This window comes from Asanoa iriomotensis, from assembly GCF_016862515.1.
Taxonomy (GTDB): Bacteria; Actinomycetota; Actinomycetes; order Mycobacteriales; family Micromonosporaceae; genus Asanoa; species Asanoa iriomotensis.
Genome location: NZ_BONC01000006.1, coordinates 162,996 through 184,680 on the forward strand (window position 1 = coordinate 162,996; position 21,685 = coordinate 184,680).

The 21,685-nt window shown below is 71.9% G+C and carries 24 protein-coding genes; 14 read left to right on the top strand and 10 right to left on the bottom strand.

Annotated features, from left to right (window positions below; genetic code table 11):
• Positions 1-196 precede the first annotated feature (196 nt).
• The 3 genes from Air01nite_RS07080 (at position 197) to Air01nite_RS07090 (ending at position 3,002) form a co-directional block, all read left to right on the top strand.
• Positions 197-463: a DUF6458 family protein gene (locus Air01nite_RS07080; protein ID WP_203701127.1), complete on the top strand. Its 267-nt coding sequence runs from the start codon at positions 197-199 to the stop codon at positions 461-463.
• Between the two features lie 115 nt (positions 464-578).
• Positions 579-1,400 (top strand): SAM-dependent methyltransferase, encoded by an 822-nt coding sequence (locus Air01nite_RS07085; RefSeq protein WP_203701128.1) that lies wholly within the window; start codon positions 579-581, stop codon positions 1,398-1,400.
• Between the two features lie 6 nt (positions 1,401-1,406).
• A complete protein-coding gene (locus Air01nite_RS07090; RefSeq protein WP_203701129.1) occupies positions 1,407-3,002 on the top strand; it encodes an alkaline phosphatase D family protein in 1,596 nt (531 codons plus the stop codon).
• Here Air01nite_RS07090 and Air01nite_RS07095 read toward each other — a convergent pair whose 3' ends face one another.
• Positions 3,003-4,193, bottom strand: coding sequence for a DUF418 domain-containing protein (locus Air01nite_RS07095; protein ID WP_203701130.1), 1,191 nt, complete (start codon positions 4,191-4,193; stop codon positions 3,003-3,005). It lies immediately after the preceding gene.
• An 84-nt stretch (positions 4,194-4,277) separates the two neighbouring features.
• On the opposite strand from Air01nite_RS07095, the gene Air01nite_RS07100 reads away from it, so the two are divergent.
• Both Air01nite_RS07100 and Air01nite_RS07105 read left to right on the top strand, forming a co-directional pair.
• A complete protein-coding gene (locus tag Air01nite_RS07100) occupies positions 4,278-4,838 on the top strand; it encodes a TetR/AcrR family transcriptional regulator (RefSeq protein ID WP_203701131.1) in 561 nt (186 codons plus the stop codon).
• Between the two features lie 50 nt (positions 4,839-4,888).
• Positions 4,889-5,512 (top strand): DNA-3-methyladenine glycosylase family protein, encoded by a 624-nt coding sequence (locus tag Air01nite_RS07105; protein WP_203701132.1) that lies wholly within the window; start codon positions 4,889-4,891, stop codon positions 5,510-5,512.
• Here the strand turns inward: Air01nite_RS07105 and Air01nite_RS07110 are convergent.
• Both Air01nite_RS07110 and Air01nite_RS07115 read right to left on the bottom strand, forming a co-directional pair.
• Positions 5,496-5,954 (bottom strand): hypothetical protein, encoded by a 459-nt coding sequence (locus tag Air01nite_RS07110; protein WP_203701133.1) that lies wholly within the window; start codon positions 5,952-5,954, stop codon positions 5,496-5,498. The genes Air01nite_RS07105 and Air01nite_RS07110 overlap by 17 nt on opposite strands.
• A gap of 23 nt (positions 5,955-5,977) precedes the next feature.
• Positions 5,978-7,072: a threonine aldolase family protein gene (locus tag Air01nite_RS07115; RefSeq protein WP_203701134.1), complete on the bottom strand. Its 1,095-nt coding sequence runs from the start codon at positions 7,070-7,072 to the stop codon at positions 5,978-5,980.
• An 82-nt stretch (positions 7,073-7,154) separates the two neighbouring features.
• On the opposite strand from Air01nite_RS07115, the gene Air01nite_RS07120 reads away from it, so the two are divergent.
• The 3 genes from Air01nite_RS07120 to Air01nite_RS07130 are packed head-to-tail and all read left to right on the top strand — an operon-like array spanning position 7,155 to position 8,360.
• Positions 7,155-7,472, top strand: a complete 318-nt coding sequence (locus Air01nite_RS07120; RefSeq protein WP_203701135.1) for a hypothetical protein — start codon at positions 7,155-7,157, stop codon at positions 7,470-7,472.
• A gap of 52 nt (positions 7,473-7,524) precedes the next feature.
• Positions 7,525-7,971 (top strand): MBL fold metallo-hydrolase, encoded by a 447-nt coding sequence (locus Air01nite_RS07125; protein WP_203701136.1) that lies wholly within the window; start codon positions 7,525-7,527, stop codon positions 7,969-7,971.
• Between the two features lie 5 nt (positions 7,972-7,976).
• Positions 7,977-8,360, top strand: coding sequence for an MBL fold metallo-hydrolase (locus Air01nite_RS07130; RefSeq protein WP_203701137.1), 384 nt, complete (start codon positions 7,977-7,979; stop codon positions 8,358-8,360).
• 53 nt (positions 8,361-8,413) lie between these two features.
• On the opposite strand, the gene Air01nite_RS07135 is transcribed toward Air01nite_RS07130, so the two are convergent.
• From Air01nite_RS07135 to Air01nite_RS07145, 3 genes are all read right to left on the bottom strand, one after another.
• Positions 8,414-9,832, bottom strand: coding sequence for a pectate lyase family protein (locus Air01nite_RS07135; RefSeq protein ID WP_203701138.1), 1,419 nt, complete (start codon positions 9,830-9,832; stop codon positions 8,414-8,416).
• A gap of 205 nt (positions 9,833-10,037) precedes the next feature.
• Positions 10,038-10,811 carry a hypothetical protein gene (locus tag Air01nite_RS07140; RefSeq protein WP_203701139.1) on the bottom strand — a complete coding sequence of 258 codons (774 nt, stop codon included), beginning with the start codon at positions 10,809-10,811 and terminating at the stop codon, positions 10,038-10,040.
• Positions 10,808-11,719, bottom strand: coding sequence for an ATP-binding cassette domain-containing protein (locus Air01nite_RS07145; protein ID WP_203701140.1), 912 nt, complete (start codon positions 11,717-11,719; stop codon positions 10,808-10,810). Before Air01nite_RS07145 ends, Air01nite_RS07140 begins: the two co-directional genes overlap by 4 nt.
• A 91-nt stretch (positions 11,720-11,810) precedes the next feature.
• Between Air01nite_RS07145 and Air01nite_RS07150 the strand changes: the two genes are divergently transcribed.
• From Air01nite_RS07150 to Air01nite_RS07160, 3 genes are all read left to right on the top strand, one after another.
• Entirely contained in the window at positions 11,811-12,887 is a 1,077-nt protein-coding gene (locus Air01nite_RS07150; protein WP_203701141.1) for a sensor histidine kinase, read from the top strand.
• Complete coding sequence (locus tag Air01nite_RS07155; RefSeq protein WP_203701142.1) at positions 12,884-13,537, top strand: response regulator; 654 nt, start codon at positions 12,884-12,886, stop codon at positions 13,535-13,537. The genes Air01nite_RS07150 and Air01nite_RS07155 overlap by 4 nt, the downstream gene beginning before the upstream one ends.
• Positions 13,538-13,630: 93 nt before the next feature.
• Complete coding sequence (locus Air01nite_RS07160; protein ID WP_203701143.1) at positions 13,631-14,026, top strand: hypothetical protein; 396 nt, start codon at positions 13,631-13,633, stop codon at positions 14,024-14,026.
• Positions 14,027-14,135: 109 nt separating this feature from the next.
• Here Air01nite_RS07160 and Air01nite_RS07165 read toward each other — a convergent pair whose 3' ends face one another.
• On the bottom strand, positions 14,136-15,452 hold the full coding sequence (locus tag Air01nite_RS07165) for an NAD(P)/FAD-dependent oxidoreductase (protein WP_203701144.1): 1,317 nt from the start codon (positions 15,450-15,452) through the stop codon (positions 14,136-14,138).
• Positions 15,449-16,342, bottom strand: coding sequence for a ferredoxin (locus Air01nite_RS07170; protein ID WP_203701145.1), 894 nt, complete (start codon positions 16,340-16,342; stop codon positions 15,449-15,451). The genes Air01nite_RS07165 and Air01nite_RS07170 overlap by 4 nt, the downstream gene beginning before the upstream one ends.
• A gap of 275 nt (positions 16,343-16,617) precedes the next feature.
• Between Air01nite_RS07170 and Air01nite_RS07175 the strand changes: the two genes are divergently transcribed.
• Both Air01nite_RS07175 and Air01nite_RS07180 read left to right on the top strand, forming a co-directional pair.
• A complete protein-coding gene (locus Air01nite_RS07175) occupies positions 16,618-17,550 on the top strand; it encodes a DUF4142 domain-containing protein (protein WP_239090550.1) in 933 nt (310 codons plus the stop codon).
• Between the two features lie 50 nt (positions 17,551-17,600).
• Entirely contained in the window at positions 17,601-18,683 is a 1,083-nt protein-coding gene (locus Air01nite_RS07180; protein WP_203701146.1) for a Pecanex-like protein 1, read from the top strand.
• A gap of 76 nt (positions 18,684-18,759) precedes the next feature.
• Here Air01nite_RS07180 and Air01nite_RS07185 read toward each other — a convergent pair whose 3' ends face one another.
• Positions 18,760-20,112: a type I glutamate--ammonia ligase gene (locus tag Air01nite_RS07185; protein WP_203701147.1), complete on the bottom strand. Its 1,353-nt coding sequence runs from the start codon at positions 20,110-20,112 to the stop codon at positions 18,760-18,762.
• Positions 20,113-20,129: 17 nt separating this feature from the next.
• Between Air01nite_RS07185 and Air01nite_RS07190 the strand changes: the two genes are divergently transcribed.
• Complete coding sequence (locus tag Air01nite_RS07190; RefSeq protein ID WP_203701148.1) at positions 20,130-21,173, top strand: amidohydrolase; 1,044 nt, start codon at positions 20,130-20,132, stop codon at positions 21,171-21,173.
• A gap of 6 nt (positions 21,174-21,179) precedes the next feature.
• Here Air01nite_RS07190 and Air01nite_RS07195 read toward each other — a convergent pair whose 3' ends face one another.
• Positions 21,180-21,617: a hypothetical protein gene (locus tag Air01nite_RS07195; RefSeq protein WP_203701149.1), complete on the bottom strand. Its 438-nt coding sequence runs from the start codon at positions 21,615-21,617 to the stop codon at positions 21,180-21,182.
• Between the last annotated feature and the right edge of the window lie 68 nt (positions 21,618-21,685).

Genomic DNA, 21,685 nt, shown 5'->3' on the forward strand with positions numbered 1-21,685 from the left:
GCCTGCATTGTCAAGAACGGCCGGGGCGGTTTGCGGCACCCGATTGAAGTTGGGTTCCGCCCCGGCCGTCCAGTGGGTTCCCAGCCCCACCGCCCATACAGCGCGCGACCGGGCGTGCGCGTCACACACCGCGTTTGCGGCCCGGCGGCCGATGGGTAAGACCTGCGCACGGCACCCGAACACGAGGAGGACCGGCGTGGGTATCGGAGCAAGTATCTTCCTGATCGCGATCGGTGCGATCCTGGCGTTCGCTGTCGACCTGAACCTCGGCAGCCTGGACCTCACCGTCGTCGGCTGGATTCTCATGGCCGTCGGCGTGCTGGGGCTCATCATGACGGCGCTGATCTGGGGTCGGCGGCGCCCGGTCGTCGCGCCGACGGTCGAGGAGCGCGAGGTTGTCACCGAGCGGCCGGTCTCGTACCGGCGCGTCGAGCGGCGCAGCGACTACGACCCGCCACTGTAGACACACGCTCGGTGCGGGTCGCGTCGGACTGACCCGCACCGGTGGCCCCGGGGCGCGCGACACGCCAAATGCGACTACGCTGCGCGTGTCTAGCTCGCCCGGAAGGACGGCCACCATGACGGACAACGCGCCCCTCGTCGACGGCGACGAAACCGCGCCGACGATCGACACCACGACGGCGCATTCCGCGCGGATCTGGAACTACTGGCTCGGCGGCAAGGACAACTTCGAGGTCGACCGCGCCGTCGGCGACGAGATCCTCGGCATCCTGCCCGACGTCGCCGACCTGGCCCGCGCCTCCCGCGGCTTCCTGGAGCGGTCGGTCACGTTCCTGGCCGAGTCTGGCGTGCGGCAGTTCCTCGACATCGGCACCGGGCTCCCGACCGCCAACAACACCCACCAGGTCGCGCAGGCGATCGCGCCCGAGTCGCGCATCGTCTACGTCGACAACGACCCGCTGGTGCTCGTGCACGCCCGGGCCCTGCTCGTGGGCACCCCGGCCGGCGCCACCGCCTACGTCGAGGCGGACCTGCGCGACCCGGGTCGCATCCTGGCCGAAGCGGCGAAGACGCTCGACTTCGACCAGCCCGTCGCCATCACGCTGATGGGCATCCTCCACCACGTCACCGACACCGCGCAGGCCTCCGCGATCCTCGGCCAGCTCATGGCGGCGGTGCCTTCGGGCAGCTACCTCGCGCTGTCCCACGCCACCAACGTCATCCACGGCGCGGCCTCCGACGACGTGGTGAAGCAGTGGAACGAGGTCGGTGGCGAGCCGATCCTGCTGCGCAGCCCCGAGGAGATCGCCGACTTCTGCGCGGGCCTCGAGATCGTCCCGCCGGGCGCCGTCTCGGTCTCCCGCTGGCACGCGCCCGAGGTCGACGGCGTGCTCCCGCCCGAGGTCGACGAGTTCGGCGTGGTCGCCCGCAAGCCCTGACGCCGCTTGACCGGCAACCATCTCGGCCGGCGCGGGCTGCTGCGGCTCGGTGGTGTCAGCGCGGCCGCGGTCCTGCTCGGCACCGGGGCGTTCGTCTCGAGCCGGCCGCACAAGGAGCCGCGGTTCCAGACCGACCCGTTCAGCCTCGGGGTCGCCTCCGGCGACCCGTTGCCGGACGGCGTCGTGCTGTGGACCCGGCTCGCCCCGGATCCGCTCGCACCGGACGGACTGGGCGGCATGCCGCCCACCCCGGTCCGGGTCCGCTGGCAGGTCGCCACCGACGAGCGGTTCCGGCATGTGGTCCGCTACGGCTACGTCGAGACGAGTCCGGAGCTGGCCCACTCGGTGCACGCCGAGGTGCACGGTCTGGCGCCGGGCCGCGGCTACTTCTACCGGTTCGCCGCCGGCAACGCCGAGAGCCCCGTGGGCCGCACGCGGACCGCACCCGCCGTCGGCGACCCGGTCGGGCGGCTGCGGTTCGCGTTCGCGTCCTGCCAGGCCTGGCAGGACGGCTTCTACACCGCCTACCGGCACATGGCGGCGGAGGATCTCGACTTCGTCGTCCACCTCGGCGACTACATCTACGAGAACGGCATCCCGAGCGACGGCGCGACCCGCCAGGTCCCGTTGCCGGGGCACCTCGGCTGGGAGGCCGTGACCCTCGAGCGCTACCGGACCCAGTACGCGCTCTACAAGAGCGACCCGGACCTGCGTGCCGCACACGCCGCGTTCCCGTGGCTGGTCACGTTGGACGACCACGACGTCGAGAACGGCTGGGCCGGCGACGTGCCGGAGCGCAACACGCTCACGCCCACCCGCGCCGAGTTCCTGCGACGGCGGGCGGCGGCGTTCCGCGCCCTCTACGAGCACCTGCCGATCCGCAGCACCGCATTGCCGGTGGGCCCGGAGATGCGGGTGTTCCGGCGGTTCACCTACGGCGACCTGGCCGAGTTCAACCTGCTCGACACCCGGCAGCACCGGTCCCCGCTGGCCGATCCGGAGACGCGTGAGCGGTTCGACCCGGCGCGCACCCTGACCGGGGAGGCGCAGGAGCGCTGGCTGCTCGACGGGCTGGCCGCGTCACGGGCGCGGTGGAACGTGATCGCACAGCAGATCCGGGTCGCGCAGTTCTACCACGGGGCGCGGGCCGTCCCGCCGCAGGACAGCGGAACGGGCTTCGGGATGGACAGCTGGGACGGGTACGTCGCGTCCCGCGACCGGATCTTCGGCGGCATCGCGGCGCGGCGGGTCGCCAACCCGGTCGTGCTGACCGGCGACTGGCACCGCAACCTCGTGGCCGACATCAAGGCCGACTACGCCGACCCGGACTCCGCGACCGTCGCCACGGAGCTCGTCGGCACGTCGATCAGCTCCGGTGGCGACGGCACGGACGTCGACGACCTCGGCCGCACCCGCGTGGCCGGCAACCCGCACGTGAAGTTCTACAACGTCCAGCGCGGCTACGTCTCGTGCCGGCTCGACCATCGCCTGTGGACGACCAATTTCACGGTCGTGCCCTGGGTACGCACACCAAACGCGCCGGCGGCCGTCCGGGCCACGTTCGTGGTCGAGGACGGCCGGCCGGGCGCCGCGCCCGGGTGATCAGGCGGCCCGCGACCACCGTGGACGGTGCGCGTTCGTCGCGGCGCGCAGGACCCACTCGACCGGTCCGTACTGGTGAGCCGCCAGCCAGCGGGCGCTGACCACCGCCTGCGCGGCGAAGATGACGACGGCGAGCCCGACCGCGGCCAGTGGTGACACGTCGCCGATCAGCCCGAACCCCCACCCGGTGAAGACGACGGCGCAGACCACCGACTGCGCGAGGTAGTTGGTCAGCGCCATCCGGCCCGCGGGTGCGAGGGCGGCGGCAACCCGGTGGCCCGACGGGGTGCCGAAGAACCGCAGCAGGGTGGCGACGTACGCCGCGGACAGCAGCGGAGCGGTCACCACGGTGAGCGCCACCGCGGCCATGTTCAGCCCGGTCGTGCCGCCGGTCGACGCGAGCACCACCGCACCGGCCAGGCCCACCGGGTAGCCGACGAGTTGGACGATCGACAGCGCACGGCGGTGCCGGTGCGCTTCGGCCAGCAGGCGGCGCTTGCCGGCGGCGAGGCCGACCAGGAACGCGGCCAGCGCCGCCGGCGCCTGCAACCCGGCCAGGGCCCCCAGCATCTGCGGCATCGAGCGGAGGTGCTCGGCGATCACGGTGGCCGGGTTGCCCGCCAGCGCCGCGGTGGATCGCTGCCCGGCGGCCAGCGCGGCGGCCGTGTCCGTGGCCGGGACCGCGCCGCTGAGGGAGGCGAGCGCGATGAACGACGCGACCAGCACGGTCAGCCCGACCGCCGTGATCATCGCGGTCCGCGGGCCGACCCGGCGCATCGCGAGCAGGACCAGGCCCAGCACGGCGTACGTCGTGAGGATGTCGCCGTGGAAGAACAGCAGCGCGTGCGCGGCACCGAGCACGAACAGCACCGCGAGCCGGCGCAGCATCCGGGCGCGGAACGAGGCTCCGGCGCGGGCCGCGGAGTCCGTCTGCAGCGTGAAGCTGTAGCCGAACAGGAACGAGAACAGAAGGTAGAACTTCAGCTCGAAGACCAGCGCGACCACCCACCGGACGGCGTCGTCCACACCGGACGCGTACGCCGGGTCGTCGATCCCGTGCCACGGATAGGCGGTCGCGAAGAACGCGATGTTGACCACGAGGATGCCGAACAGCGCGAACCCGCGCAGGGCGTCGACGTCGAGGATGCGGCGGGTGGCGGTGTCCGGCCGGGCCGGGGCGGAGGTCGTCATGCCGATGAATATACGTACGTCCTATACAAATGTCTATGACGTTTGTATAGGACGCTTGTTTAGCTGTCGGCTAGACTCACCGCCGTGGGTCATCGGGAACAGCTCCTCGAAGGTGCCAAGCGCTGCCTGCTCGAGCGGGGCTACGCGCACACGACGGCGCGCGACATCGTCGCCGCGTCCGGCACCAACCTGGCGTCGATCGGCTACCACTTCGGCTCGAAGGAGGCCCTGCTCAACGCCGCGATGATCGAGGCTATGGACGAGTGGGGGACCGAGCTCGAGCGGGCCATCCAGGTCGATCCGGACGCCGGCCCCCTGGAGCGCGTCGAGGCCGTCTGGGCCGGCGTCGTCGAGTCGATCGCCGCCAACCCGCGACTCTGGTTCGCCAGCGTCGACGTGCTCACCCAGACCAGCCAGAACCCTGAGCTGGCCCAGCGCCTGGCCGCCGCGATGGACACCGGCCGGACCAGCTTCACCGACCTGGTCCTGGGCGACGCCCCGGAAGGCGAGCCGCGGCCCGCGGTCGGCGCACTGGTGATGGCCGTGATCACGGGGCTGACGGTGCAGCGGCTGCTCGACCCGGAACGCGCGCCGAGCGCCGAAGACCTGGTCGGTGCTCTGCGGGCGGTGGTCGCCGCGCGCTGATCGCGACGGAGCTACGTTTGCCCCGTCGGCCGATGACGGGGGTGGGGCCGGTGGCGAGGATTTCTTTGGACAACGCGACCAGCGCGGTCGCGGCCCGGGACCGGGCGCTGGCAACGCTCGTGGCGAAGGTGGGCCCGATCCGCTACCTGCCACGCTTCCCGGACGGGCCGTTCGGGATGCTCATCCGATCGATCATCTCGCAGCAGATCTCGGCCGCCGCGGCACGGGCCATCATCGGCCGGACCGCGGCCGCGATGGGTGGCCTGTTCACACCGGACGGCTTCGTCGCGACGTCGGACGACGCGCTGCGCGCGGCCGGCCTGTCGCGCAACAAGGTGCTCTCGGTGCGCGACCTGTCGGCCAAGGTGCTCGACGGCACCGTCGACGTCAACCCGTCCACCAGGCTGTCCGATGCCGAGGTGGTCGAGCGGCTGACAAAGGTGCGCGGCATCGGGCGGTGGAGCGCGGAGATGTATCTCATGCACTGCCTGCGCCGCCTCGACGTCTGGCCCGTCGGCGACCTCGACGTCCGCGAGGGCTACGCGCTGACCTGGGAGGTCGAGCCGATGCCTACCGCTTCGGAGTTGGAACCGCTCGGCGAGCCGTTCCGGCCGTACCGGTCGGTGGTCGCCCGCTACTGCCAGGAGGCGGTGTTCCTCAGCCGGGCGAGCTAGTCCCGTTGCGGGTCTCGATCGCCTTGACGGTCTTCGCGAGCTCCGCGCCGAGGACGCGGGTGCCCGCGAAGTTGAGCAGCAGACCGACGGCGCGTCCCTTGGCGTTCTTGCCGTCGCGCACGACGTCGACGTCCACATTGGTCGTCCCGTCGGGCTGCGGCGTCAAAGTGTAGGTGTGCCCGGACCGGTTGCTCCACGTGTTGGAGTCGGTGGTGGTGAGCACGACGTGGTTGACGTCGGACCAGTCGTAGTGCAGCCGTTCCCAGATGCCGCCGGATCCCTCGGTCACGTCGGCCGACGTGGGGCCCTGCTCGTGCACCTTGAGGTAGCCGTCGGCACTGCGGCCGAAGATCTCGGACCGCCCGGGCCCGAAGTCGGTCAGCGCGGCCACGAACTGCTGCGGCGTCACGGTGGTGGTCTGATGAAGGTGGATGGTTGCCATGGTTGCTCCCTCCGACCTCCAGCCTAACTCCCGGGCCCGACCCGGCCCAGGAAACGGGCGCCCGCCTCGACGACGTCGTCCGCGGTCCACGCGAGTGCCGGCTCGGCCGCGGTGATCTCGGTCAGCGCCATGCCCGGCACGCCGGCGTCCCGCCAGCCGCCCGCGAACCACACCTTCTCCTCCTCGGCCAGCGCCAGCGCGGCGTCGTTGAGGGCGTCGGCCGCATGCGGCAGCCAGAGGCGGAACCGGTGGGTGTGCGGCGGCTCCGGGAACACCCGCGCCCCCGGCAGCGTGGCCAGCGCCGTCGCGACGGTCCGGGCGTGCCGCACGTAGTCGGGGATCCGTGGCAGCTCCCGGTCGAGGCCCGCGAGCGCGGTCAGCGCCGCCGGCCACTGCTGGAACACCTGGCCGCCGTAGCGGTGCCGCCAGACCCGGGCGTACGCGGCAAGCTCGGCCGTGCCCGCCAGCGCGGCGCCGCTGATGCCGCCGATCGTCTTGTAGAACGAGACGTAGACGCTGTCGGCCAGGCCGGCGAGCTCGGCGAGCCCGTGGCCGAGGTGCGGCACGGACTCCCAGATCCGGGCGCCGTCGAGGTGCAGTCGGGCGCCGATCGCGCGGGTCGCCGCGGCCGCCTCGCCCAGCTCGTCCCAGGTGGGCAGGACGAAGCCGGCGTCGCGCAGCGGCAGCTCCAGCAGGACCGTGCTCACGGGCTCGGCCAGCGCACGGATCTCCGCGCCGGTCGCGTTGCGCGGCTCGGTCGTCGGCCAGACCGCGCGCAGACCGCTGAGCTGGGCGTACGCCTGGCGTTCGTGCTGTTCGAGGTGGCTCAAGGGATGCAAGGCGACCGCCCGGCCGCCGCTGCGGTCGGCGCCGAACCGCAGTGCGACCTGTTGGGCCATCGTGCCGGTGGGGAAGAAGACCGCGGCCTGCGTGCCGAGCAGGGCGGCGACCCGGTCCTCCAGCGCGGTCACCGGACCGTCGCCGTAGAGGTCGGGCAGGTCGTCCGGCACGTCCAGGGCGGCCAGCCGGTCACGCATCGACAGCGGCCGCTCACCGGAGAGGATGCGGTCGCAGGCGCGCATCGCGGCAAGGCGGCGCCGCTTCGGGTCCTCGTGCATCGGGCGATCCTCGCAGCTCGCCGTCCGGTTGCGCGTACCCGGTCAGGTCGTGGCATGGTAAGCACCGGCGTAGGAGGCGACCATGAACGAGACGTCGGTGCTGGTGTTCCTGCTGACCCTGGCGGTCGGCGCGATCGTGATCGGGCTCGTGCTGATCGTGCGCCGTGGCCCGCTCGACACCGAGCGTTTCGAGGTCGCGGTCCGTTGCCGCGACGGCCACGTGTTCACCACCGTCTGGGTGCCCGGGATCTCGCTCAAGGCGATCCGCCTCGGCCCGCTGCGCTTCCAGTGGTGCCCGGTCGGCCAGCACCGCACGCTGGTCACGTTCGTCCCGTGGAACCGGCTCAGCCCGGAGGAGCGCTGGATGGCCGCACACAACCACGACTCCCGCGTGCCGTGAACCGCCACGACCCTGGCTGATGTTTGCGAGCCTGGGGTCGAGGGGGTTCGTCATGGCAACACTCGCATACGAGACATATGTCGCGCCCGGGACGCCCGTCGTCTCCGATGACCTGCCCGTCGGCGAGACGAGCGAGATGTGGTCGCCGATCAGCGCCACGCTCATCCACGGTGACCGGGAAGCGGTCCTGGTCGACGCGTTGCTGACCGATCAGCAGGGGCTCGACCTCGCCGACTGGGTGGAGGCGGCCGGCAAGGACCTGACCGCCGTCTACGTCACGCACGGACACGGCGACCACTTCTTCGGCGCCGCCGCCGTGCTCGAGCGGTTCCCGGACGCCCGGCTGGTGGCCACGCCGGAGGTGGTCGACGTGATGCGCGAGCACCTCGAGCCCGAACTGCTGGACGGGTTCTGGCGGACGAGGTTCCCGGACCAGATCACCGATCCGGTGGTGGCCGAGCCGTTCGACGGCGACCTCGAGCCGAGGGGGAGCGGCTGATCGCGGTGCCGCTCGGGCACAGCGACACCGACCACACCACCGCCCTGTTCGCGCCGTCGATCGGGCTCGCCGTCGCCGGTGACAGCGTCTACAACGGCGTGCACCTCTATCTTGCCGAGGCCGGCGACGGCGGGCTCGACGGCTGGTTCGGCGCCCTGGACACGATCGACGACCTGCGCCCGCGCGCGGTGGTGTCCGGACACAAGGCGCCCGGCACCGGCGACAGCCCGGCCGACGTCGACGCGACCCGCGACTACCTGCGCGACTGGGCCGTGGCGGTGCGCGAGAGCGGTGACGCGCGGGCGCTCTACGACACGATGATCGCGCGCTATCCGGACCGGATCAACAGGGCCGTGGTCTGGCACAGCGCCGAGGCGGCGAAACCCTGACGCCGCGCCGGCGCGGCGACTTTCGGGCCGCCGCGCCGGGTCGTGCGTGCCGGTCAGACAGAGATCCGTCCGGCGCCCGCGTTCGCCGTCACGCTGCCCTTGACGGCGGTCGCGCTTTCCAGGGTGTACGAGTAGGGGATGCCGGACACGGAACCGCCGCCGCTCTCCGGTGTGCCGGAGCCGGTGAAGTAGTTGTTCCGCGCGACGATCGCGCCGTCGGCCGAGTCGGCGTAGCCGACCAGGGTGGGCTCGTCGACGCCCTCGAAGTAGTTGCCCTCGACCAGCACGCCGGCGCCCATCGTGGACGCGACGCCGTACTCGTTGTTGTTGTAGTAGTTGTTGTAGACGTGGACCGGGTTGCCGAACCGGACCCGGGGGTGGCGGGTGCCGGAGCCGTCGAACCAGTTGTGGTGGTAGGTGACCCGCAGGTGGCCACGGTCCTCGCCCGCGTTGTCGTTGCTGTGGCCGAGCAGCATCGACTTGTCGTGCCCGTAGACCCGGTTCCAGGAGATGGTCACGTAGTCCGAGGCCCGTTTGACGTCGACCGCGCCGTCGTACCCGTTGGTGAAGCTGTTGTGGTCCACCCACACGCGGGTCGAGTACTGGACGTTGATCGCGTCGTCGTCCCAGTCGCGGAACGAGATGTTGCGGATGATCACGTTGCTGGCGTTGGAGACGTTGAGGCCGCAGCCGGCGACGACCGCACCGGAGTTGCCGAGGATGGTCTTGTTGGAGCCGACCGTGATCATGCCGGAGCAGGAGATCGTGCCGGAGATCCGGACGACCCGGGCGGTGCTGCCCGAGACCGCGCTGGAGAGCGCCGACGAGCTGGTGACGGTGGTCGCCGCCGCGCTGCCGCCGCCGGTCGTGCCGCCGCCCTGGGTCGCCCAACCGACGAGCCCGCTCGGTGGTGTGCCGCCGCCTCCGCCGCTGCCGACGCGGTTCAGCGACCACTGCTGGTTCCAGCCGCCGAGGTCGGCGTACTGGGAGATCCGGCCGCCGTCCGCGGTCGACCACTCCCAGACGTCCAGCGCCTTGCCGCTGTGCCGGTTGAGGAACTTGACGAAGCCGCTATCGGTGTCGCGGACCGCGAAGTGCTGCCGGGTCGTGCCGTTGTCGGAGTTGGCGACGAGCTGGGTGCCGTCGGTCGCGTTGGGCAGCTCCAGGAACTTGCCGCTGTGCCGGGACCGCAGCTTGTAGTAGCCGCTGCCGGCGTCGACGAACTGCCACTGCTGCGCGTTGTTGTCGTTGCGCGCCCACTGCACGATCGGGGCGCCGTCGGCCGTGTTGAAGTTGTAGAGATCGACGGCCTTGCCGCTGTGCCTGGAGACGATCACGTAGTAGGCACCGGTGTCGATGGTGGCCGCTTGCGCGGGCGCGGCCACCACCTGCGTGACCGCGACGGCTGCCAACAGGCCGAGACCGGCCGCCAGCAGCGCGCGTACGCGGCGCGCGGGAGCGGAGCGTTGCATGGGAAAAGACCTCCATTGCGGACTCGCCGGCGGGGCTGGTCGCCGGCTTGCGGGGACTCGCATAGGAAAGCGCTTTCCTCGGGCAACGTAGGCCGTTACACCGACGCACGTCAATGCTTTCGGGTGTGCAGGAAGTTTGCAGCGGGCGTTGGCAACGGACCGTTTCTATGCGGAAAGCGTTAGGAACGGTCCGTTCCTTTACACGTCAGGCGTCTCGGCGGCGGAAGAGGGTGGCGGCGGTGACCGCCGCGGCCGCGACGAAGACCGCGAACACCGCGCCCGAGGGCCAGCGGGTGAACAGGCCGACCTCGTCGGCCAGGCCGCCCGACGCCTCGCCCGCGGCGCTGACCAGTTGCAGGCCCGCGGTGAACGGCAGGAACTTCACCGCGGGCAGCAGCCAGTCCAGGGCCGGCGTGTACGAGAGCCGGAAGATCAGCTGCTCGACGACCATCGGGGTGACCAGCAGGACCACCAGCGCGCCCGGCACACCGCGCAGGAGTTGGCCCAGGGCGACGCCCAGGACCGCCCAGAGCACCCCGAGCAGCAGGTAGCCGAACACCGTCGCGTCGGTCAGGCGCGGCGCGTCCGCCCAGAACGGGAACGTCAGCGCGACGTCGAGCACGATCGACGTGGCCGTGACGACCAGCGCCACAGCGCCGACCACCAGCACCTTCGCGGTGAACAGGCGCGCGCGCTGCGGCACCGCGACCAGCGTCGGCTGGATCGTGCCGTAGCGGTAGTCGTGCCCCGACGCGAGCACCCCCAGCACCGACAAGAGGACCACGGCCATCGGGACCGGCAGGTTCGCGCCGCCGCCGGTCACCGCGGCCACCACCAGGTCGCGCGGCGGTGCGTCGGGCTCCAGCCAGGCGATCATCACCGCGATGACGGCGTTCAACAGCAGGGCCGAACCGATCAGCCAGTACGTGGACCGCAGGGTGCGCAGCCGCACCCACTCGAAGCGCAGCGCGTCGTTCATGCCACACCCCGCGCGACGTACTCCTCGGCGTCGCCGGTCGCCGTCATGAACGCCGTCTCCAGCGAGGCCGTCGTCGTGGTCAGCTCGTGCAGCCGTACTCCCGCATCGAAAGCGACGTCCCCGATTGCGGCGGCGTCGGCGCCCGCGACCCGCAACGCGCCGTCGCCCTCGGCCGAGGTGGTCACGCCCGGAAGCAGACGCAGCGCGGCCGCCAGCGCGTCCGCCTGCGGCGTGCGCACCAGCACGCTCGACCGGGTGAACGACCGCACGAACCCGTCGACCTCGCCGTTGTAGATCATCCGGCCGCGGCCCACGACGACCAGTTCGTCCGCCATCAGCGACATCTCGGAGAGCAGATGGCTGGAGACGAAGACGGTGCGGCCCTCGGCGGCCAGCGCCCGCAGCACGTCGCGCAGCCAATGGATGCCGTGCGGGTCCAGGCCGTTGGCCGGCTCGTCGAGGATCAGCGTCCCCGGGTCGCCGAGCAGTGCCTGGGCCAGGCCGAGCCGCTGCGCCATGCCGAGCGAGAAGCCCTTGGGCTTGCGGCGGGCCACCTCGGCGATGCCGACGAACTCGAGGACCTCGTCGACCCGGGCCGCCGGGACGCCGCTGCCGGCCGCGAGCATGCGCAGGTGGTTGCGGGCGCTGCGGGTCGGGTGGAACGCCTTCGCCTCCAGCACCGCGCCGATCTCCCGCATCGGGTGCCGGATCGTGCCGAACCGCCGCCCGTCGAAGAGCGTCTCGCCGCTGCCGTGGTCGAGGTCGAGCATCAGCCGCATGGTGGTCGACTTGCCGGCGCCGTTGGGGCCGAGGAAGCCGGTGACCGTGCCGGGGCGCACCTCGAACGTGAGGTCGTCCACGGCTACCTTGGCGCCGTAACGCTTCCCGAGTCGGGCAGCGGTGATCATGTCGTCTCTCCGGGATCCAGGCGGCGTGGTGATGTCGCGTGCAGAATCGCCCAGGGTTGCTGTGTCCGCGCTGAGAGCCGAGAGTGGTGGCGTGAAACGCGCCCTGGCCGCCCTGACCGTCGCCGCGTTCGTCACCCTCGTGGTCGACGTCGTCGCCGCACACCGGTCCGCGGTCTCGCTCGGGCCGGCCGTCGCGTTCGTCCTCGCCGCGACGTTCGGCATCGGCCCGGTCGAGCGCAGGCCGGAACGCTGGCCGCGGTACGCGTACATCGTGCTGCTGTTCATGCTGGGCGGCGCGGTCTTCACCAGTTCCGGCGCCTCCGTCGGTGCCACGCTGATGCTGGTCGTGCTGGTCAGCCAGACCACCCTGCTGCTGCCCATGCCGGCCGTGGTCGTGGTGGTCGCGCTCGTGCCGTTCTTCCACGCGGGCATGGCCTTCGCCGAGGGTCTGCGCGAGGGCCTCGGGCTGCTCGCCGCGGCCGTGTTCGCCGCGGTGCTGACCAGGCTGCTGCTCCGCGAACAGGCGGCGAGAAGACAGCTGCGGGAGTACGCACTCCAGGCGGAGCGCCTGGCCGCGGCGCAGGAGCGCAACCGGGTCGCCCGCGACATCCACGACGGCCTCGGGCACGCGCTGACCGTGGTGCAGATGCAGATCAAGGCCGCCCGCGCGGTGCTGGCCAGCCAGCCGGACCGGGCCGACGAGGTGCTCGCCAAGGCGCAGGACCAGGCCGAGGAGGCGCTGCGTGAGGTGCGCCGGTCCGTTGGCGCCCTGCGCGAGCGCCAGCCGGCCGTGCCGCTGCCGGAAGCGCTCAAGGCGCTGGCCACGGAGACCTCGGCGGCCGGCGTGCCCACCGACCTCGACGTCACCGGCCCGGTGCGGACGCTGGGGGAGGAGGCCGCGGAGTCGTTGTTCCGGGCCGCGCAGGAGGGGCTGACCAACGTGCGCAAGCATGCCGCGGCCGGCCGGGCCTCGCTGACGCTGGACTACTCCCGCCCGGCGGTGGTGCGGCTGGAGGTGCGCGACGACGGCAGCGGCACCGGACCCCGCGACGGAGAGGGCTTCGGGCTGCTCGGCGTCCGGGAGCGGGCCGCGCACGCCGGCGGCCGGATGAGTCTCGAATCGGTGCCCGGCAAGGGTTCGACGCTGCGGGTCGAGGTGCCGGGATGACCGTACGCGTGCTGCTCGTCGACGACCAGGCCCTGTTCCGCGAGGCACTGGCGATGCTGCTGGGCGTGCACACCGACATCGAGGTGGTCGGCGAGGCCGGCGACGGCGCGCAGGCGCTCGACCGGGTCGCCGCGCTCGCCCCCGACGTGGTGCTGATGGACCTGCGGATGCCCGTGCTCGACGGCGTCGCGGCCACCCGGCGCCTGCGGGTCGATCATCCCGGCGTGCGCGTGATCGCGCTGACCACGTTCGACGACGACGAGGACGTGTTCGCGGCGCTGCGCGCGGGCGCGGTCGGCTATCTGCTCAAGGACGTCTCCTCGGCGCGCCTGGTCGAGGCGGTGCTGGCGGCGGCGCGCGGCGAGTCGGTGCTGCAGCCCTCGGTGGCGGCCAAGGTGGTGGCGCGGTTCGCCGCTCTGCCCGCGGACGGGCCGCCGCAGCCGCAGCCGCTGGTGGTGCCGCTGTCCGAGCGGGAGCTGGAGGTGGTCCGGCTGCTCGCACAGGGACGCAGCAACCGGGAGATCGCGGCGGCGCTCTACCTGGCCGAGGGCACGGTCAAGAACCACGTGACCAACGTGCTCGGCAAGCTCGACGCCCGCGACCGCACCCAGGCGGCCCTGCGCGCCCGCGCGCTGGGCCTCCTGCCGTGAGCATGACCCCCACCATGACCTTCGGCACCTGACGCGCGTGGCCCCGTCCCGGCAGGATCTGTCCATCGACGAGATCCGAAGGGACCCAACGACATGACCACCGCCGTCCGACCCACCCGCAAGGACCACCTCCGCTTCGGCCTCCACTACCTGGAGATGGTCGTCTCGATGCTCGTGGGCATGTTCGCGCTCGATCCACTGTGGCCCGACAGCCTGACCGGACACGACGCCACCGGCACGCTGGTGATGGCGACCAACATGTCGATCGGCATGGCGGTCTGGATGACCATCCGCCGCCACCCCTGGCCGCGGACCCTGGAGATGGTGGCCGCGATGTACGCGCCGTTCGTGCTCCTGCTCGTGCCCTACCACCTCGGCGTGATAGACGGTCACGGCCTCATGATGGGCGGCCACGTGCTGATGTTCGTGACCATGTTCGCCGCGATGTGGTTTCGCCGCGGCGACTATTATCACCACGGTCACCATTGATGCAAATAATGAGGTCGGCCGGAGCGAACCGCTCCGGCCGACCTTGTTTTCTTGCTTATCTTTCTCTTAAGTGACTGCCTGTGTCATCACCAATTCACATTGTCGCGGATCAGGCGACCGACGCGAGGCGGCGCGGTGCCGGCTCGGCGATTTCCTCGCGCTCGAGGATCTCGTGGCGCTCCGAGTTGTCGGTGCGCAGCGGCAGCGGGACCGCCTGCATGGGCGGCAGCGGCGTCGCGATCATCGCGCGGGCCAGCGAGGTGAACGCGTGCGCCGCGTTGACCGACACGAGCCCGACCAGCCGCTCGTCGCGGTGGTAGCCGACGACCACGCCGGAGCGGGCCTTGTCGCGCCGGTGCCGCTTCAGCTCACTGATCTTGACCTCGCCGTCGGGGACGAGCTCGCCGCAGACCTGGATGCGTAGGCCCCACTGCTCGGTCCAGAAGCGGGGGATGACCGTGACCGGGCCGGCCTCGCCGTCCTCGGCCAGCAGCGTGCGGGCGGCGCCCCGGCCCTGCTCCAGGGAGCTGATCCAGTGCTCCGCCTTGCGCGGCGTGGGCCCGTAGCGAAGGTTGGGCCAGCTCGCCACCGCGCCGCAGGCGACCACGTCCTCCAGCCCGATCACCCGCAGGCTCGGGTCGCAGGCCACGCCGTTGGACAGGTCGATGCCGGCGTTCTCCAGCCAGGAGGTGTCCGGCCGCCCACCGGTGGTCGCGACCACCACGTCACCGAACAGGTTCTCGCCGTCGTCGAGCTGCACCATCCAGCCGTTCTTGAACCGGTTGGCCGACGCCACCCGGTGGCCGAGCCGGAAGTCGACGCCCTCGTCGCGCATCACGTCGGTGACGTGGCCGCCGATCTCCTCGCCGAGCGCCCGGGCCATCACCTGGTGCTTGGAGTCGATGACCACGCAGTCGCGGGCCATCGACCGCACGGCCGAGGCGACCTCGGCACCGGTGATGCCGCCACCGACGATGATGACGCGCTCGGCGGTGCGCAGCGCGCGCCGCAACGACCAGGCGTGCTCGAGGTTGTGCAGCAGGTGCACGCCCGGGTCCGCGGCCCACTTCGGCATGCTGGGCGACGAACCGGTCGCGATGACCAGGCCGTCGTACGCGAAGGACTCGCCGGTGTCGGTCTCCACCCGGTGGTCGTCCGGGTCGATGTCCACCGCCGTCCGGCCGAGGTACCAGGTCAGGTCCTCGTCGTGGAACGGCATCCGCGTGTCCTGCGGGCGCTTGTGGCCGGTGAGGATGCCCTTGGAGCACGACGGACGGTCGTACGGGCCCTCCTTCTCGGCGCCGAGCATCGCGATCTCGCCCGGGAACCCCTGGCGCCGCAACTCTTCAGCCGCGGCGACGCCAGCGCGTCCCGTCCCGACGATCAGAATCCGCCCGTAGTCCGCGCGCCTGAACCGCCGCGTCATCGGTCTCCCCTGCTGCGTCGACGTGGACCGGCGCCCGAGCCCGCCGGAATCCGTGTGGGGCCGGTCAACGGCTGCTCGGCCGGCTCAGTGTTCTTCTGGGTAACCACCGTGGTCGCGGTCCGGTTGAGCTGGATCGCCCGCGCCGGACACACCTCCACGGCTCTGATCACGTCATTGGCCAGGTTGGGCGGCACCGTCGCCTTGTACGCCAGACGGCCGTCACCCCGAAGGGCGAACACCTTGGGTGCCTCCTGCTCGCAGAACCCGAACCGCGCACACCGGTTGCCGTCGACGTTGACCAGCAGCTCGTCGCCGATGCCGGCGGCACCGTTGCGCCGGTCGGTGACCTCCTGGCGCCAGTTGAGCCACCAGGGCGTCGTGGTCAGCCACAGCAGCACGGTGATGACGAAGGAGCCGAGGACGGCACCCCAGCGGATGCCGGCGGCCATGTCGGAGCCGGACATCAGCACGTGGCCCACCAGCAGCATGTATGCGACGTAGTTGAACGCGTGGAACGCGCGCCACCGCGTGTAGCCGATCTTCTTCTGGATCAGCACCGACAGCGTGCAGGCGACGAAGAGCTCCATCGAGATCACGCCGACACCGATGCCGATCGGGTCGTACGGGTTGGTGAACGGCACCAGCACGTCGATCAGCTTGACCGTGCCCATCGGGCCGGCGAGCTGCGTGAAGCCGTGCACCACGCCGAGCAGGACGCCGACCAGCGCGATCGTCTGGTGGATCCCGTAGACCGTCGCGTGCTTGATCCGGCTCTGCGCCCAGCCGTTGCGGAGCATGAGACCCCAGAGGACCGCCAGCCACAGGAGGAAGAGCGACACGAAGCCGACCGTGGCCGCGACGATGTGCACGCTGTCCTGCGCATTGCGCACGGTGCTTCCTCCGATGTTCGTGGTGGGAAGTGGGGACAACGCAAGTATGGTGCGGAGCGTCGAATTGTCAATCTGGTGAGGTCGCGCGTTTCGGGGATAGTTTTCTGTGGCCAACACGCTGCGGAACGACTGACGGACAGTCGGTCGACGAACTATAAATTTCGTTTAGGCGCGGCCTAGGGCTTCCTTCACTTAAGCCTTCTCTAATTGACAGGTGTTTATCGTCTTCCCTCGGATCGGGTGCGGCTTCGGCCGCCGACGTCGAGGGAGTGAAGGTGGAAGTCCGGCAGCTGGTCGGGTTGGGTGCGCGAGCGGTCGCGCTCGCGTCGTTGGTAGCGCTGTTCCCGGCGACCGCCGCGCTGGCGATCGACCGGCGGGAGGCGCCGGCGGCGATGAGCCACCCGGGCCACGTCGCGGGCATGAGCCACAGCGCGCACATGGCGGCTATGGCACAGACCACATGGGACCTCAACCACGCCAGGCACATGGCCGCGATGACCGCCCTGCAGGACCAGAGCAAGCTGGTCTACCTCGCGCCCTCGCCGGGACCGGACAAGGAGAAGCTGCCCGTCCCGGTGCCGCCGAACGTCGCGGTCGCCGAGAACGGGAAGTACGGCCCGATCGGCCCGTCCGATGTCGACCTGGTGGTCAAGGTGCGCCTCGCCGGCCTGTGGGAGCAGCCCGCCGGCGAGATGGCGGTGAAGAAAGGCAAGAACCCGCGGGTCAAGGAAATCGGCCGGATGATCGCCGACCAGCACGCGGTGCTCGACCAACTCGACGTGCGGGCCGCCCAGCGCCTCGGCATCCAGATCCCCGACGAGCCCAACGCCGACCAGCAGTTCTGGTTGAAGGAAATGGAAGACGCCGAAGGCGACGAGTTCGACCAGATCTTCGTCGACCGGTTGCGGGTGGCGCACGGCAAGGTCTATTCCGCGATCGCCTTCGTACGCGCAGGCACCCGCAACGACCTGGTCCGCGAGCTCGCACAGCAGTCCAACCAGTTCGTCAGCACCCACCTGACGCTCCTGGAGAGCACCAACCTCGTGGACTGGCAGCACATCCCGCTTCCCCCCGAGCCGGCGGGCGGGCCCCTTCCCGCCGCCGGCTACATCAAGAGCGGCGTCAGCCCCACAGTCATCTGGCTGGTGCTCGGTCTGGCGCTGGTCGCCGGCACCATCACCACGCTTCGCGTAGTCCGTCCCCGATAACACACGAACAAACAACCGCAACGGTGTGTCCACATGGAAGGTGACACGGAATGACCAGAACAAGGCAGGCCCCGCGCAAGAACCGGCGGTACATCGCCGTGTTCGCGACGCTGGCGGTGTTCGCCGGCCTCGTGGCCGTCACCCAGGTGTCGCTCGCGGGCAGCTGGCGAGGCCGCAACAGCGGCAACAACCTGCCGGTGTGTCCGCCGTCGGCCGCCGCGCCCGCCTCGCACGACCACAGCAACGAGCAGGACCCGGGCGCGACCCCGCCGGCCGGCGCCCCGGCCGGTGAGGTGGCCGGTGCCGCCGGCGACGGCACGTCAGGCGCGGCGGCCGACGCTTCGGCCCCGGCGGCGGACGCTTCCGCACCGGCGGCGGCGGCCACGACGCCTGCGGCACAGGCACAGCGCCAGCAGAACAACGACCGGCAGCGGTGCCGCCCGGCCAGCACGCCGACCAGCTCCACCGGCGGCTCCAACGGCGGTTCGAACGGTGGCTCCACCGGCGGCAGCACGCCGAGCACCGGCACCAGCGGCGGCGCGAGCGGTGGCGCGACCACCAGCCCCACCACGCCGGCCGCACCGCCGCCGCTGCCCGAGACCCTCGGCAACACCTGTGAGGGCACCGCGCTGCAGCAGCACGACGGCTTCCAGGCCGGTCCCCGCTGCGTGGCCACCGAGTTCGGTGAGGTCGGCGCCGTCGAGGACAACCCGACCCTGCTGATCAGCCGGGCGCCCGCCTCGGTCCGGGTCAACCGGCCGTTCGACATCCAGGTCAGCACCCGCAACCTCGTCCGTGACCGGTTCCTGCCGGCCGCCGCGGGTGGTTACTACAAGGAGAGCTCGCGGCTGACCGAGGAAGGCCTGCAGCGTGGCCACTTCCACGTCGCCTGCCGCCTGCTCAGCGGTCGTCAGGCGCAGGACCCGGCGCCGGTGCCGGCCTTCTTCAAGGCGGTCGAGGACGGCGGCGGCGGCGCCAACCCCGACACCGTGACCGTGACCGTGCCGGGTTTGGCTGCGGCCGGTGTGGCGCAGTGCGCCGCGTGGGCCGGTGACGGTTCGCACCGCATCCCGATGATGGTGCGGGCCAACCAGATCCCCGCGTTCGACTCGGTTCGGGTCGTCGTCCGCTAGTCACGACAGAGCTACACCGCTGCGGCAGGGCCGGGCACCGGAAACGGTGTCCGGCCCCCGCGCGTGCGGTGGCCGCTCAGTAGCGCCAGCGGGTCGCGGCGACGACCGTCTCGTCGTCGACGTTCTCGAACAGCACGATCTCACCGCGCCGGACCGTGGCCACCGTGTCGACCAGCGCCGGCCCGAGCGCTTCGGCCAGCACCTCGTCGGCCTCGAACGCCGCCACCGCCTGGGCGAGCGAGGTCGGCAGCCGTTCGATGCCCCGCGCCGCGCGCTCCTCGGCGGTCAGCGTCGACGGGTCGACCGGCACCGGCTCGGGCAGCAGGGCGCCGTCCACGACGCCGGCTCGGCCAGCCGCCAGCAGGCCGGCGAGCAGCAGATAGGGATTGGCGGCCGCGTCGACGCACTTCACCTCGAGGTTGGCCGCCGGCCCGGTGATCATCCGCAGCGCCGCCTCGCGGTTCTCGACACCCCAGCACGCGTACGCGCCGGCCCAGAGCGACGGCAGCAGGCGCAGGTAGGACGCCACGGACGGGGCACCGAGCGCGAGCAGGGCCGGCAGCCGGCTCAGGATCCCGGCGACGAACGCCTCGCCGTCGCGGTCGAGACCGACCCGCCCGCCGCCGCCGGACATCAGGCTCACGCCGTCGCGCAGCACGCTGAGATGCACGTGCCGCCCGTTGCCGACGGCGCCCGCGACCACCTTCGGCGCGAACGTCGGTCGCAGGCCGTGCGCGGCGCTGACCCCACGGATCGTCTCCTGCACCAGGACGACCGTGTCCGCGGCGCCCACCGGGTCGTCCGGCGCGATCGCGACCTCGAACTGGCCGTGCGCGTACTCGGGATGGATCTGTTCGATCGCCACCCCTTGCGCGGCCAGCGCCGTGAGCACGTCGCGCAGATAGGGCGCGAGCTCGACGAGCCGGATCATGCCGTACGCGGGCCCGGTGGTCGCCGGGACGAACGCGTCGCCGGTGCCGCGCGAGACGCACCACTCGACCTCGAACCCGCACCGCACCTCGAGCCCGGCCAGCCGGCCCACCTCCCGCTGGAGCAGCCACCGGCCGTCCAGCGGGTGCGGCTCACCCGCCTGGTCGAAGCGTTCCGCGGGCGCCCACGCCCACCCGGGCGACGCGGCCAGCGGCACGAGCCGCCCCAGGTCGGGGTGCAGCCGCAGGTCACCCACCGGGCCGCCGGCGAACTGGCCGAGCACCGAACCGTCGTCGACCAGGAACGTGTCGAACACCGGTGCGGCGCCCGCGCCCCAGGCGGCCGCGTGCGGCAACCGCGCCAGCGGCACCGCCTTGACCCGCGTCACCCCGGTGGTGTCGACCCAGGTCAGTGCGACGCCGTCGATGCCGTCGGCGGCGAGCCGGTCGGCGGCGGCGCGCGCCTCGTCGGCCCGGCGATCCCGGTCGCTGGCGTCCACGGACCTAGGTTAGGACGATGGAGCTGCTGGTGGACCATCATTGCCACGGCGTCGTCCGCCGGGATCTCGACCGCGCGGCGTTCGAGGCGCGGCTCACCGAGGCGGACCGGCCCGCCCCGGGCACGACCCTGTTCGACTCGGCGCTCGGCGACGCGCTGCGCGCGCACTGCTTCCCGCTGCTCGACCTGGCGCCCACCGCGCTGCCGGACGCCTACCTGGAGCGGCGGCTGGCGCTGGGCTCCGCCGCGGTCACCCGGCTGATGCTGCACGCGGCCGGGCTCGCCGCGGTGCTGGTCGACACGGGCTACGCGCCCGAGCCGCTCACGTCGCCGGCCGAGCTCGGCGAGGCGGCGGGTGCCCGGGCGCACGAGGTGGTCCGGCTGGAGACCCTGGCCGAGGACCTGGCCGGCGGGGTGTCGGCCGGCGGGTTCGCCGCCGCGGTCCGCTCCGCCCTGGCGGCGGCCGCGGCCCGCCCGACGACGGTGGCGTTCAAGTCGGTCGCCGCCTACCGGGTCGGCCTGGCCCTCGGCGACGAACGCCCGTCGGACCTCGCGGTGGCCACGGCCGCGGGTCGGTGGCTGGCCGGCGGAGGCGGCCGGATCGCCGACGAGATCCTGCACCGGTTCCTGGCTTTCGCCGCGCTGGACATCGCGCTGCCGCTGCAGTTCCACACCGGACTCGGCGACCGGGACGTCGACCTGAGCACCTGCGACCCGCTGCTGCTGGCACCGTGGCTGCGGTCCGCCGAGCCGACCGGGGTGCCGATCCTGCTGCTGCACTGCTACCCGTTCCACCGGCACGCCGCGTACCTGGCGCAGGTCTTCCCTTCGGTTCACATGGACCTGGGGCTGGCGACCCACAACGTCGGCGCGCGAGCGGGCGCGGTGCTCGCGGAGGCGCTCGAGCTCTGCCCGTACGGCAAGTTCCTCTACTCCTCGGACGGCTTCGCCCTGCCGGAGCTGCACTACCTCGGCGCGGCCCTGTTCCGCGCGGCCGCCGGTCCGGAGCTGGCCGCCCGGACCACGGACAACGCCTACCGGGTCTACGCGTCGATGGACTGACGTCGGTCACCGGGGCTTCCGCCGCAGGACGGCCGTGGCGACCAGGCCGCAGATCAGGCCGACCACGAGTCCGGTGAGCAGGCTGCTGGTGGTCGTGGCGACCCGGAGCACCACGTCCTCCGCGCCACCGAGCCGGCCCGCGAGGTTGCCGCCCAGCTCCGGTGGCCGGTCGCCGAACGCCGTCGACCAGAAGAGGTTGTGCACCACCGCGAGCCCGACGCCGTAGAGGCCCCCGACAGCCAGCAGCGTCACGACGGGTGCCGCGATGCGGCGCCACACCGCCACGGCCACCCAGGCCGCCGGCGGCAGGAACACCAGCAGACCCTGGACGGGCCCCGGGACGGACACTCCCGCGTCGTGGAGGAACACCCGCGGCATCGCGAGCGCCGCCAGGGCGACCACCTGCCAGAGCGGCAGGCCCAATCCGTACCCCTTGTCATTCATGGATCCGACCGTATGAGCGCCGGCCGCCGGCCCCATCCGCCGAGGAGCGACAGCGCCGACGCTTCCGG

Bases quoted from the DNA above. Each gene is read 5' to 3' on its own strand.
- Air01nite_RS07085 (WP_203701128.1), top strand. From the start codon at position 579: ATGACGGACAACGCGCCCCTCGTCGACGGCGACGAAACCGCGCCGACG.
- Air01nite_RS07095 (WP_203701130.1), bottom strand. From the start codon at position 4,193: ATGACGACCTCCGCCCCGGCCCGGCCGGACACCGCCACCCGCCGCATC.
- Air01nite_RS07110 (WP_203701133.1), bottom strand. From the start codon at position 5,954: ATGGCAACCATCCACCTTCATCAGACCACCACCGTGACGCCGCAGCAG.
- Air01nite_RS07115 (WP_203701134.1), bottom strand. From the start codon at position 7,072: ATGCACGAGGACCCGAAGCGGCGCCGCCTTGCCGCGATGCGCGCCTGC.
- Air01nite_RS07120 (WP_203701135.1), top strand. From the start codon at position 7,155: ATGAACGAGACGTCGGTGCTGGTGTTCCTGCTGACCCTGGCGGTCGGC.
- Air01nite_RS07125 (WP_203701136.1), top strand. From the start codon at position 7,525: ATGGCAACACTCGCATACGAGACATATGTCGCGCCCGGGACGCCCGTC.
- Air01nite_RS07135 (WP_203701138.1), bottom strand. From the start codon at position 9,832: ATGCAACGCTCCGCTCCCGCGCGCCGCGTACGCGCGCTGCTGGCGGCC.
- Air01nite_RS07140 (WP_203701139.1), bottom strand. From the start codon at position 10,811: ATGAACGACGCGCTGCGCTTCGAGTGGGTGCGGCTGCGCACCCTGCGG.
- Air01nite_RS07145 (WP_203701140.1), bottom strand. From the start codon at position 11,719: ATGATCACCGCTGCCCGACTCGGGAAGCGTTACGGCGCCAAGGTAGCC.
- Air01nite_RS07155 (WP_203701142.1), top strand. From the start codon at position 12,884: ATGACCGTACGCGTGCTGCTCGTCGACGACCAGGCCCTGTTCCGCGAG.
- Air01nite_RS07160 (WP_203701143.1), top strand. From the start codon at position 13,631: ATGACCACCGCCGTCCGACCCACCCGCAAGGACCACCTCCGCTTCGGC.
- Air01nite_RS07165 (WP_203701144.1), bottom strand. From the start codon at position 15,452: ATGACGCGGCGGTTCAGGCGCGCGGACTACGGGCGGATTCTGATCGTC.
- Air01nite_RS07180 (WP_203701146.1), top strand. From the start codon at position 17,601: ATGACCAGAACAAGGCAGGCCCCGCGCAAGAACCGGCGGTACATCGCC.
- Air01nite_RS07190 (WP_203701148.1), top strand. From the start codon at position 20,130: ATGGAGCTGCTGGTGGACCATCATTGCCACGGCGTCGTCCGCCGGGAT.
- Air01nite_RS07195 (WP_203701149.1), bottom strand. From the start codon at position 21,617: ATGAATGACAAGGGGTACGGATTGGGCCTGCCGCTCTGGCAGGTGGTC.